The organism is Qipengyuania sp. SM2512, from assembly GCF_054954005.1.
The window spans coordinates 1,472,100-1,483,998 of the sequence record NZ_CM143134.1; the positions used below are offsets into that span (position 1 = coordinate 1,472,100).

Sequence of the window (11,899 nt, forward strand, 5' to 3'; positions counted from 1 at the left end):
GATCCCGAGTTCCACGCGTCCAACGACGCCCGGAGTGCGCCCATGCGAATTTCCCGTTTCTTCATCGATCGCCCGATCTTCGCCAGCGTGCTTGCCGTGCTGGTGACGCTGGTCGGGGCAATTTCCTACTTCTTCCTGCCCATCAGCCAATATCCCGACATCGTGCCCCCGACGGTTACCGTCACCGCCGTCTATCCGGGCGCCTCTGCCGAAACGGTGGCCGATACCGTGGCCAATCCGATCGAGCAGGAGATCAACGGCGTCGACGGGATGCTCTATCAGGGAAGCGAATCCACCGGCGATGGCCGGATGACCATCACCGTCACCTTCGCCCCCGGGACCGATCTCGACGAGGCGCAGGTGCTGGTCCAGAACCGCGTCGCCATCGCCGAAGCGCGCTTGCCGGAAGAAGTCCGGCGTCTGGGCATCGTCACCCGCAAGACCACCCCCGACTTCCTGATGGTGGTCAATCTCGTCTCGCCGGACGGCTCGCTCGATCGCGAGTATATTTCGAATTACGCCCAGACCCGGATCAAGGACCGGCTCGCCCGGCTAGAGGGCGTGGGGGACGTCCAGATGTTCGGCCAGCGCGAACTGGCGATGCGCGTGTGGATCGACCCCGGCCGGGCCGCCGCGCTCGGCCTCACCGGCAGCGATGTGGTGCGCGCACTGCGGGCGCAGAACGTCCAGGTAGCCGCCGGCACGCTGGGCCAGCAGCCGAGCCCCGGATCCGCCTTCCAGCTCAATGTCGAGACGCAGGGCCGGTTCACCGATCCCGCACAGTTCGGAGAGGTCGTGATCCGGACCGACGACCAGGGTCGTCAGGTCCATGTCAACGACGTCGCACGGGTCGAGATCGGCGCCGCCGACTACGCGACCTCCGCCTATCTGAACGGAATGGATTCGGTCATCCTGCCGGTCTTCCAGAAGCCGGGCTCCAACGCTCTGGCCGCGGCCGAGGGCGTCAAGGCGACCATGGACGAACTGTCGGCATCCTTTCCGCAAGGGATGGAATACCGGATCGTCTACAATCCCACCGAATTCATCGCGCAGAGCATCGACGCGGTGCTCCATACGCTGCTCGAGGCGGTGGTGCTGGTGGTGCTGGTGATCATCGTCTTCCTGCAGAAGGCGCGCGCCTCGCTCATTCCCGTGCTGGCGATCCCGATATCGCTGGTCGGAACCTTCGCGGTGCTCGCGATGCTCGGCTATTCGCTCAACAATCTGTCGCTGTTCGGACTGGTGCTGGCGATCGGGATCGTGGTGGACGACGCGATCGTCGTGGTCGAGAACGTCGAGCGCAATCTGGAAGCGGGTTACAGTCCGCTCGAGGCGGCGCGGCGTTCGATGGACGAGGTCGGCTCGGCGCTGGTGGCGATCGTTCTGGTGCTGTGCGCGGTGTTCGTGCCCACGCTGTTCATGGGCGGCCTGTCGGGCGAATTCTACAAGCAGTTCGCCGTGACGATTTCGGCCGCCACCGTGATCTCGCTGTTCGTGTCGCTCACCCTCTCGCCGGCGCTCTCGGCACTGCTCCTGCGGCCGCACGAGGATCTGCCTGCCGATGCTCCGGCCTGGCGCCGCGGGATCGACCGCGCGGGGCAGCGCTTCAATGCGTCCTTCGAGCGTTTCAGCGACTGGTACGCGCGCCTGACCGCGACATTGGTGGGCATGCCCCGGCGCATGATGGTCGCCTACGCCATCCTCATCGGTCTCACCGGAGTAACGCTGGCGGTTACTCCGACTGGCTTCGTCCCGCAGCAGGACCAGGGCTATTTCGTGTCGGTCATCCAGCTTCCCCCCGGCTCCGCCACCACCCGCACCGACGACGTGATGAAGAAGGTGGCGGATCGCGTCCTGCCGATCGAGGGGATCACCGGCGCGGTGATGCTCTCCGGCTTCGACGGCACGACCCAGACGCAATCGGCCAGTTCGGCCGCCGCCTATTGGGTCCTGGACGATTTCGATGCCCGGCAGGGCAAGGGCCAGTCGGTGGACGAGCTGATCGCCGCCGCGCAGGCCGCGACTGTGGACATCAGCGAAGCCCGGCTCATGATCGTCAAGCCGCCCGTCATCCAGGGCATCGGGTCCGCCGGCGGCTTCCGGATGATGCTCAAGGACAATTCGGGGCAGGGCTATCGCGCGATGCAGGAGGTCGCCAACAGCGTCATCGCCAAAGCGAACGGGCAGGAGGGTCTGGCGGGCGTCTACACCTTCTTCGACACCGGAACGCCGCGCGTGCGCAGCGATATCGACCGGGAAAAGGCTCAGATGCTGGGGGTCGCGCCGGGCGATATCTTCGACACTCTCTCGGTCTATCTCGGCAGCGCCTTCGTCAACGATTTCAACCTGCTGGGCCGAACCTACCGCGTGACCGCGCAGGCCGAGGCGGATTACCGCGACGATGTCGCCGATATCGGCAATCTCCATGTCCGTTCGGGCAATGGCTCGATGGTACCGCTGAGTTCGGTCGCCAGTTTCAGCGATACGACCGGTCCGTACCGCGTCTCGCGCTACAATCTCGCGCCGGCCGTCGCGATCGACGGCGATACGGCACCCGGCAGTTCGACCGGCCAGTCGCTGACGACCATGGAAAAGGTGGCGGCGGAGACCGTACCGCAGAGCTATTCCACCGAATGGACCGGGATCGCGTACCAGCAGGCTGGCACCGGCAACACCGCGATCTACGTCTTCGCTCTCGCGGTCCTGCTCGTCTTCCTGGTGCTGGCGGCGCAATACGAAAGCCTGATCATGCCGCTGGCGATCATCCTGATCGTGCCGATGTGCCTGCTGGCCGCCATGATAGGCGTCAATCTGATGGGGATGGACAACAATGTCCTCACGCAGATCGGCCTCGTCGTCCTCATCGCCCTGTCGGCGAAGAATGCGATCCTGATCGTGGAATTCGCCCGCCAGGGCGAGCGGCTGCACGGGCTTTCCCCCGTGGATGCCGCGGTCGAGGCAGCGCGGACGCGGCTTCGCCCGATCCTGATGACCAGCTTCGCCTTCATCCTCGGCTCGGTCCCGCTGGTGGTGGCGACCGGCGCGGGTGCGGAACTTCGTCAGGCACTCGGCACCGCGGTGTGCTTCGGCATGCTGGGCGTCACCGGCTTCGGCCTCGCCTTCACACCGACATTCTACGTCGTCTGCCGCGCGCTCGGCGATCGCATCGCCGCGCTTCGCGGATCGCCGCGCGGGAACCAGCGGTCCCCTGCCGTGCAGCCGGCCGAATAGGAGCCATTTCCATGATCCCCCGCAATTTCTTGATCTCCGCCGCTACCGCGCTCGCCCTGATGGGGTGCGCGGCGGGGCCGGATCGCGTCTCGTCCTCTCCCCCGTCGCTCGACGCGCGTTCCGGCCCCTTTTCTTCCGCACAAGCGGGTGTGGTCACCGCCAACCCGCTTCCCGAGAACTGGTGGCGGCTGTACCGCGATCCGGTGCTCGACGGGCTCGTCGCGGACGCGCTCGTCGCCAACACGGATATCCGCCAGGCGGTGGCGCGGATCGACCGCGCGCGCGCTGCCCTGCGGGGTGCCGGATCGGATCGCCTGCCCCGGGTCGGCCTCAGCGCATCGGGCGGATACGGCCGCACGCCCGCAGACCAGACCTTGCCCGGAGCGGACCGAAGCGGCGGCTCGTTCTCGCTCGGAGCGGATCTGGCCTATGAAGTCGATCTGTTCGGCCGGGTCAGCGGCGGCATCGAGGCGGCAGCGAACGACGAGGCCGCCGCGCGCGCCGATGCCGACGCCGTGCGGGTGATGGTGGTGGCCGATACGACGCTGGCCTATGCCGATGCGGCCAGCGCCGCGGCGCGCCTGCGGGTCGCCGAGTCGATCGTCGCCCTGCTGGACGACAGCCTGCGCCTCACCCGGCTTCGCCACGATGCCGGGATGACCGACGGGCTTGCCGTCGCCCGCATCGAGACCCTGCGCGATCAGCGCGCCGCGACGATCCCGGCCATCGCGGCCGATCGCAGCGCCGCGCTCTTCGCGCTGGCCACCTTGACGGGGCGAACCCCTGCGCAGCTCCCTCCCATCACCGGCGAGCGGACGGTTCCGCTCGAGATCGCGGTCCCGATCCCGGTCGGCGACGGCGCGCAATTGCTCGCCCGCCGCCCCGACGTGCGCGCGGCGGAGCGCCGGGTGATGGCCGATGCGGCCCGGATCGGTGTGGCGCGCGCCGATCTCTATCCGCGTGTCGTGCTGGGCGGCTCGATCGGCACGGCCGCCTCGAGCGTCGGCAATCTGTTTTCCGGCAACCCGCTTGGCTTCCTGCTGGGCCCGCTGGTCGACTGGGCATTTCCCAATCGCGAGCCCGTCTACGCCAGGATCGATGCGGCGAACGCGGATGCGGCGGAATCGCTCGCCGCCTTCGACGGTGCGATCCTAACGGCGCTCCAGGAGACGGAAACCGCGCTGTCGGATTATGCCCGGGCGCTGGAGCGGCGGCGCGAACTCGATCGGGCGCTGGCATCGGCATCGCGCGCCGCGCGCATCGTCCGGGCGCAGAACCGCGAGGGGCTGGTCGATTCGCTCCAGACGCTCGATGCCGAACGCACGCTGGCCGAAACGCAGGCGGACCTCGCCCAGCAGGACGCCATCGTCTCGCAGCGCCAGATTGCCCTGTTTCGTGCCCTGGGCGGCGGCTGGAGCGCGCAGGCGGAGGATCCGGCATGAAAAGGCGGGACTGGTGGATCCGGAACCGCGACGCTTTCGGCTCCGGCGCAATGGGGTTCGTGATAACGGTGGTCTTGTTCGTCGCGGTCCGGTTCTGATGCGAGACCGGCCTATTCCTCGTCGTAGCCGCCGTCGTCATCCATGAGCTGCTGCATCAGATAGACATTCTGCAGCGCGAGCAGCTTGGCGCGCTGGTCGTTGTCGACCCCGCCCGAATGGCCCCCGGTCATGTCCTCGTAATAGTAATAGGCCTGACCCATCTGGTTCATCCGCGCCGCCGCCTTGCGGCCGTGGGCGGGATGCGTCCGGTCGTCGGCGGTGCTGGTGATGAAGAAGGGCGTGGGAAAGTCGGTCTCGGCGGTCAGCTTCTGATAGGGCGTATAGGGTTCGATCCAGCCGCGCTGCTCGGCGATCCGCGGATCGCCATATTCGCCGATCCACGACGCGCCGCGGCCGATCTCGTGATAGCGCAGCATGTCGAACAGCGGGATCTGGACGATCGCGGCGTTGAACAGGTCGGGGCGCTGGGTGAAGGCGGTGCCGACCAGCAGACCGCCCTGGCTGCCGCCCTGGATGCCGAGATGCTCGGGGCTGGTGATCCCGCGCGCGACCAGATCGTCGGCGATGGCGATGAAATCGTCCCAGGTGCGCTGCTTGTTCTCGCGGATCGCGGTCTGGTGCCACTCGGGCCCGAACTCGCCGCCGCCGCGCATATTGCCCAGCACATAGGCGCCGCCGCGCTCGAGCCACAGCTTGCCGGTGGTGCCCAGATAGCCGGGCAGGCGCGGGACCTGGAAGCCGCCATAGCCGGACAATAGCGTCGCGGTGGTCCCGTCCATCACCATGCCCCTGGGCTTGACGAGGAAATAGGGGATCCGCGTGCCGTCCTTGCTGACCGCCTCGAACTGCTCGACCTCCATGCCTTCGCCGTCGAACCGCGCCGGGCTGGTCTTGAGCACCTCGGGCGCCGAGCTGCCGTCCGAATAATAGAGCGTGCTGGGGGTCAGAAAGTCGGTGACCGAATACATGATCTCGTCGCTGTCGTCGGCGGAGGCGGCGACACCCACGGTGGCATTATCGGGCAGCGCCACGCGCCGGCTCACCCATTCGCCATCCTGATAATCGAACCGCAGCACCTGACCGCGCACATTGTCGAGCAGGTTGACGAACATCGAATTGGCGGTGATCGACGCGCCCTGCTTGGTCTGGCGTTCGCCCGGCGCCCAGACCAGCGACTTGGCCGCGCCGTTGGGATCGGCCTTCCACGCTTCCAGCTCGGCGGCAACGATGGAGTCCGCGGGATAGGTGGTGCCGCCGGTGGTCCAAGGGACATCGGTGCTGAACAGGATATGCCCGTCGACGATCCCGAACAGGCCGGATTTCTCGGGCATGTCGAGCCGCACCCATTCCGCGCCGCGCTGCAGGTAATAGGCGCGTTCGTGGAACGAGAGCCCGCGATAGGCGGCGCGCGCCTGGATCGTGCCGCTGGCATCGCGCAGCAGGATCGCGCCCGCCGACACGTCAGAGGCCTCGCCGCGGAACACCTCGGGGGCATCCTCGATCGGGGTGCCGCGAGTCCATTCGCGGGTGGTGAAGGGATAGAGGCTCTCGGTCAGCGTGCCCGCGCCGAAATCGCGGCTGACGAGCAGCGTGTTCTCGTCGATCCAGCTGACACCGCCCTGGCTTTCGGCGAGGAAGAACCCGTCTTCCACGAAGCTGCGGCTTTCCATGTCGAATTCGCGCAGTTCGTCGGCATCCTTGCCGCCGTCGGAAAGGCCGACCATGCAGCGCCGCCCTTCGGGAGGCAGGCAGCTCATCCCGTGATACACCCACTCGCGACCTTCGTCGCGCGCGAGCTGGTCGATATCGAGCACCGTCTCCCATTGCGGGCTGTCGGTGCGGTAGCTCTCGAGCGTGGTCAGCCGCAGCAGTCCCTTGGGATTGTTCGCGTCCTGCCAGAAATTGACCAGCCCGTAGGGGGTGAAGCCGACATAGGGGATGCGGTCCTCGCTATCGAGAATGGCGAGCGCTTCGGTCTTGAGCGCGGCGAAGCGCGGATCGGCGCCCAGCGTCTGGTCGACCCGCGTGTTCTCGGAACGCACCCAGGACAGCGCGGGGACGCTGCGCGCCTCCTCGAGCCAGATGAAGGGGTCGTTTTCGCCCTCGAAGGGCTCGGAAGCTGCGGCGTCGTCGGCCATGGGGGTGGGGGTTTCCTGCGCGAGGGTGGGCTGTGCGGCCAGGGCGAGGGCGACCCCGATCGCGATCCGCGAACTCATGCTCATGACTGTTTCGATCCCTTCCGAAATGATCCGCGCGGATCGTGCCTTCGCTCGCCTCGCCGCGCAAGGGAAACCCGTTTGTCCGGCTTCCCGGCGCGAGAACCCCGTCTCAGCGCCTACGAAAGCGGAAGTACCACACCTCGTGCTCGAAGACGTTGCGGGCCTTTTTCTCGTAGCGGGTCTCGGGCCAGCCCGAGGGCCGCTGCTGCCAGCTGGTCGGCCCGTCGGTCACCCATTCGAACACATCGCTGAAGCGCCGCATCACCATCAGCGCGTGGCGCAGATAGATCGCGTGATCGGTGCCGAAACGGAACTCGCCGCCGGGCTTCAGCTTATCGGCGATCATCTGCACCGGGCCGTCGTTCATCATCCGGCGCTTGGCGTGTTTGTTCTTGGGCCAGGGATCGGGGTGGAGCAGGTAGAGCATGGTCAGCGCGCCATCGGGGACCCGCTCGAGTACTTCCAGTGCATTGCCGGCGTGGAGCCGGATGTTGCCGATCTTCTGCTCGTCGATCTGCGCCAGCGCCTGCGCCACCCCGTTCATATAGGGCTCGGCGCCGATGAAGCCGTGGTCGGGGAGCAGGTCGGCGCGGTAGGCGAGATGCTCGCCGCCGCCGAAGCCGATCTCGAAATGCAGCGGCCGATCCGCGCCGAACAGGCGCTCGGCGGTCACCGGTCCTTCCTCGGGCACCGCGATCCGGGGGAGCAGATTGTCGACCAGACTCTGCTGGTGGGTGCGCAGCGGCTTGCCGATCGAACGGCCGTAGAGCCGCTTCAACGTGGTCGGGTCGCCTTCCTTGAATGCCGTCATGCCGCGCCCCCTAGCTGGGTCGGGGCGGGGCCGTCCAGTGAGGCTGGGTTGCACCATGGATTGCTTCGCTTCGCTCGCAATGACGAAGGAGGGGCAGCCCTCGCACTCCCCGCCTCGTCATGGCGAGGAGCGCAGCGACGACGCCATCCATGCCCGGGCACGGCAGCCCGGCACAACGGGCAACGCCCGGGACCTTGCGGCTCCGGGCGTCTGTTCTCGTCCAGGCGACGATGTAAATTCGGTGGCGCGGCGGATCAGGCCGCTTCGGCCTCCTCGTCGGGATCGCGCAGCACATAGCCGCGGCCCCAGACGGTCTCGATGTAGTTCTCGCCGGCGCAGGCATGGCTCAGCTTCTTGCGCAGCTTGCAGATGAACACGTCGATGATCTTGAGTTCGGGTTCGTCCATCCCGCCATAGAGGTGGTTGAGGAACATTTCCTTGGTCAGCGTGGTGCCCTTGCGCAAGCTCAGCAGCTCGAGCATCGCATATTCCTTGCCGGTCAGATGGACCCGCGCGCCATCGACCTCGACGGTCTTGGCATCGAGGTTCACCGCCAGCTTGCCGGTGCGGATGACCGACTGGGAATGGCCCTTGGAGCGGCGCACCACGGCGTGGATGCGGGCGACCAGTTCCTCGCGGTGGAACGGCTTGGTGACGTAATCGTCGGCGCCGAAGCCGAAGCTGCGGATCTTGGAATCCATCTCGGCGACACCCGACAGGATCAGGACGGGCGTCTGCACCTTAGCGACGCGCAGTTTCTTGAGCACATCGTAACCATGCATGTCGGGCAGGTTGAGATCGAGCAGGATGATGTCGTAATCATACAGCTTGCCCAGATCGAGGCCTTCTTCGCCCAGATCGGTCTGATAGACGTTGAACCCCTCGGTGGTGAGCATCAGTTCGATCGCCTTGGCGGTCGTGGGTTCGTCTTCGATCAGCAATACACGCATGGGTGGTCCCCCGGCTTGGCCCCAAAGATTTCGCAACCTGGCGGTAAGGTGTGTTGCGCCTCATTAACCACACAAGCTCTGAACGGAAAAGGTTAACGAGGGGTAAAACGCGTTAACTTTTCTGTATCGTTCGCACTGCTTCTATCCCGGCAAGCAGGCGGTTTGAAGGCAGGCGATCGGGCGCGGCGGCGCCCTGGACCGGCGTGCATCTAGTAATTTGCCAGCTTCTTGGCGCGGCGGCGCTGCGCGCTCGAACCGATGCCGATCGCCTCGCGGTATTTGGCCACCGTGCGGCGCGCAAGGTCGAAGCCCTCGGCCTTGAGCAGATCGACCAGCTTCTGGTCGGAAAGCACCGATTTGCTGTCCTCGCCGTCGCACAGCGCGCGGATGCGGGCCTTGATCGCCTCGGAGGACGCGCCTTCGCCGTCGGCCGCCGCGACTCCGCTGGAGAAGAAATATTTCAGCTCGAAAGTGCCGCGCGGGCAGGAGAGATATTTGTTGCTGGTCACCCGGCTGACCGTGCTCTCGTGCATTTCGATCACCTCGGCCACTTCGCGCAGGGTCAGCGGCTTCATCGCCGAGACCCCGCGGCGGAAGAAGCCTTCCTGGCGCTTCACGATTTCGGCGGCGGTCTTGAGAATGGTCTTCTGCCGCTGGTCGAGCGCACGGATCAGCCAGTCGGCCTCGGACAATTGCTCGTTGAGCCAGGACTGCGAGCGCTTGTCGCGCGCGCCGCCCTTCAATTCGAGGAAATACTCGCGGTTCACCACCAGCCGCGGCAGGCTCGCCTCGTTGATCCGGATCGTCCAGCCGTCGGCGCCGTCCGGAGCGATCAGCACATCGGGCACCACCGAGGACTGCGCCGCGCCGCCGAAGCGGCAGCCCGGCTTGGGGTCGTAGCTGCGAAGCTCGGCCAGCATGTCGGCGAAATCCTCGTCGTCCACCTCGCACATCCGCTTGAGCCGGGCGAATTCGCCTGCCGCGACAAGATCGAGATTGTCGATCAGCCGCGCCATGCAGGGGTCGTAGCGATCCGCCTCGCGCGCCTGCAGCGCAAGACATTCGCTCAGGGTGCGCGCGCCGACCCCCGTCGGGTCGAGCGTTTGGATCAGTTCGAGCGCGCGCTCGACCTCTGCCGGCGCGATGCCCAGTTCTTCGGCGAGCGCGAAGAGATCGCCGGTGAAATAGCCGGCCTCGTCGATCTCGCCGATCAGCCGCGCCGCGACGAAGGCCTCGCGCTCGTCATGCGCGGCCGCGCCGATCTGGTCGGCGAGATATTCGGCCAGCGTGGGGTCGCCATTGGCGCGGTTCTCGAGATCGGGCGGGCCTTCCTCGGACATTCCGCCCGAGCTGGCCGCGCGGCCCCAGTCGCCCTGATCGCCCGGGTCGCCGGGCCCGGCATCGGGGTCGAGCGCGCCCGGCGCGATATCGAGTGCTTCGGTGCCGTCGAAGCCGCCGTCGCTGCCGTGTTCGCTCGGTTCGGCGGGGCCGTCGCCCCCGTCGCCGTTATCGCCCCTACCGTCGGAATCGCCGCGCTCGTGGCTGGTCTCGCCGATATCGAGCAGCGGATTGCTCTCCAGCGCCTCGCCGATAAAAGTCTCGATTTCCAGATTTGACAGCGCCAGCAGCTTGATCGCCTGCTGCAATTGCGGCGTCATCACCAGCGATTGCGTCTGGCGCAGATCGAGACGCGGGCTCAACGCCATGGCCGCGCCCTAAAGCTCAAGGGGCGATGAAGCGCTCACAAGGTGAAGCCCTCGCCCAGATAGAGCCGCCGCACGTTCTCGTCGGCGACCAGCGCCTCGGGGGTGCCCGCGAACAGCACCTGCCCGCCGTAGATGATGCAGGCGCGATCGACGATCTCGAGCGTCTCGCGCACGTTGTGATCGGTGATCAGCACGCCGATCCCGCGGGTCTTGAGGTCCTTGATCAGATCGCGGATGTCGTTGATCGACAGCGGATCGATCCCGGCGAAGGGCTCGTCGAGCAGCATGATCGACGGCTTGGCAGCCAGCGCCCGCGCGATCTCGCAGCGGCGCCGCTCGCCCCCCGACAGCGCCATGGCGGGGCTGGAGCGGAGCCGGGCCAGCCCGAATTCGTCGAGCAGCCGCTCGAGCTCCTGCTGGCGCACGGATTTGTCCGGCTCGACCATCTCGAGCACGCAGGCGATGTTCTGTTCGACCGTCATCCCGCGAAAGATGCTGGTTTCCTGCGGCAGATAGCCCAGCCCCAGAATCGCGCGGCGGTACATCGGCAGCCTGGTGACGTCCTCGCCATCCATCAGGATGCGCCCGGCATCGGGGCGCACCAGGCCCATGATCGAATAGAAGCAGGTGGTCTTGCCCGCGCCGTTGGGGCCAAGCAGGCCCAGCACCTCGCCCTTGGCGACGGTCAGCGAGATATCCGACAGCACGACGGTCTTGTCGTAGCTCTTGGCGATCGAGACCACCTCGAGCCCGCCATTCGGCAGCGGCGGTGCGGCCTCGACCGCGGCCTCCTCGGCGAGGTGGTCGGGCTCCAGGGCGGGGGGGGCGGTGTCGGCGGCCATGGGACAGCTTTAGCATGGCAGGCGGGGGTGAAAACCCCGCTGGTCGTGCGGGCGGCGCGTTTGGCAGGAAAGCGACCCTGCGGACAGCGCCGCCCGACCGCGCGCGCAAGATCGTGTCGGAACGGGGCAGGGCGCGGCACCACAACTTGCGCCGCGCCCGCAATTCTGGAATAAATCCCGGCGGGACAGGAAAAAATGGGAGTCGCACGATGAACAGGGCGATCGAGAACCGCGCAGAGGACCCCAAGGTCCGCGCGCATACCACCGGCCAGCAGGCGGAACACGCGCGCGACTGGCGCAAGTCCATGAGCGACAATGTCGCGCTGGCGCTGATCGTCTACACCGGTCTGCAGATCTTCATGACCGTCAATGCGCTCAAGGCCGGGGTCTCCTCGATCCTGCCCTATCTCGCGCTGGTGGTGCTCGTCGCCGCGATCATCCCGGCCTGCCGCTGGTTCGAGCGGCGCTGGATCAATCTCGGCGATGCCGATGCTCACGATCCGCAGCTTTCCGGCGCGTTCCGCCGCGACCAGATCGCGCTGTGGGTGCTGGCGATCGGCCTGCCGGTGGCGATGACCGCGGCGTTCAAGGCGGTCTTCTGACCGTGCCCCCTGCGGGCTGAACGCGCCCGCAATTGC

The 11,899-nt window shown here is 66.8% G+C and carries 8 protein-coding genes; 3 read left to right on the plus strand and 5 right to left on the minus strand.

Going from position 1 to position 11,899, the window contains the following annotated elements:
* The first annotated feature begins 42 nt into the window (after positions 1-42).
* On the plus strand, positions 43-3,231 hold the full coding sequence (locus ACQ5J0_RS07440) for an efflux RND transporter permease subunit (protein ID WP_462569940.1): 3,189 nt from the start codon (positions 43-45) through the stop codon (positions 3,229-3,231).
* 11 nt (positions 3,232-3,242) lie between these two features.
* Positions 3,243-4,673: an efflux transporter outer membrane subunit gene (locus ACQ5J0_RS07445; protein ID WP_462569941.1), complete on the plus strand. Its 1,431-nt coding sequence runs from the start codon at positions 3,243-3,245 to the stop codon at positions 4,671-4,673.
* A 110-nt stretch (positions 4,674-4,783) separates the two neighbouring features.
* Here ACQ5J0_RS07445 and ACQ5J0_RS07450 read toward each other — a convergent pair whose 3' ends face one another.
* From ACQ5J0_RS07450 to lptB, 5 genes are all read right to left on the minus strand, one after another.
* Positions 4,784-6,955, minus strand: coding sequence for a prolyl oligopeptidase family serine peptidase (locus tag ACQ5J0_RS07450; protein ID WP_462569942.1), 2,172 nt, complete (start codon positions 6,953-6,955; stop codon positions 4,784-4,786).
* Between the two features lie 106 nt (positions 6,956-7,061).
* Positions 7,062-7,763, minus strand: coding sequence for a tRNA (guanine(46)-N(7))-methyltransferase TrmB (trmB, locus tag ACQ5J0_RS07455; protein WP_462569943.1), 702 nt, complete (start codon positions 7,761-7,763; stop codon positions 7,062-7,064).
* A gap of 254 nt (positions 7,764-8,017) precedes the next feature.
* Positions 8,018-8,713: a response regulator transcription factor CtrA gene (gene ctrA, locus ACQ5J0_RS07460; protein WP_454597757.1), complete on the minus strand. Its 696-nt coding sequence runs from the start codon at positions 8,711-8,713 to the stop codon at positions 8,018-8,020.
* 209 nt (positions 8,714-8,922) lie between these two features.
* Complete coding sequence (gene rpoN, locus ACQ5J0_RS07465) at positions 8,923-10,419, minus strand: RNA polymerase factor sigma-54 (RefSeq protein WP_462569944.1); 1,497 nt, start codon at positions 10,417-10,419, stop codon at positions 8,923-8,925.
* Between the two features lie 35 nt (positions 10,420-10,454).
* A complete protein-coding gene (lptB, locus tag ACQ5J0_RS07470) occupies positions 10,455-11,261 on the minus strand; it encodes an LPS export ABC transporter ATP-binding protein (RefSeq protein WP_462569945.1) in 807 nt (268 codons plus the stop codon).
* Positions 11,262-11,470: 209 nt separating this feature from the next.
* Here lptB and ACQ5J0_RS07475 point away from each other — a divergent pair, with 209 nt between their 5' ends.
* Complete coding sequence (locus ACQ5J0_RS07475; protein ID WP_462569946.1) at positions 11,471-11,863, plus strand: hypothetical protein; 393 nt, start codon at positions 11,471-11,473, stop codon at positions 11,861-11,863.
* Positions 11,864-11,899: the final 36 nt, after the last annotated feature.

Bases quoted from the DNA above. Each gene is read 5' to 3' on its own strand.
- lptB (WP_462569945.1), bottom strand. From the start codon at position 11,261: ATGGCCGCCGACACCGCCCCCCCCGCCCTGGAGCCCGACCACCTCGCC.
- ACQ5J0_RS07440 (WP_462569940.1), top strand. From the start codon at position 43: ATGCGAATTTCCCGTTTCTTCATCGATCGCCCGATCTTCGCCAGCGTG.
- ACQ5J0_RS07475 (WP_462569946.1), top strand. From the start codon at position 11,471: ATGAACAGGGCGATCGAGAACCGCGCAGAGGACCCCAAGGTCCGCGCG.
- ctrA (WP_454597757.1), bottom strand. From the start codon at position 8,713: ATGCGTGTATTGCTGATCGAAGACGAACCCACGACCGCCAAGGCGATC.
- rpoN (WP_462569944.1), bottom strand. From the start codon at position 10,419: ATGGCGTTGAGCCCGCGTCTCGATCTGCGCCAGACGCAATCGCTGGTG.
- ACQ5J0_RS07445 (WP_462569941.1), top strand. From the start codon at position 3,243: ATGATCCCCCGCAATTTCTTGATCTCCGCCGCTACCGCGCTCGCCCTG.
- ACQ5J0_RS07450 (WP_462569942.1), bottom strand. From the start codon at position 6,955: ATGAGCATGAGTTCGCGGATCGCGATCGGGGTCGCCCTCGCCCTGGCC.
- trmB (WP_462569943.1), bottom strand. From the start codon at position 7,763: ATGACGGCATTCAAGGAAGGCGACCCGACCACGTTGAAGCGGCTCTAC.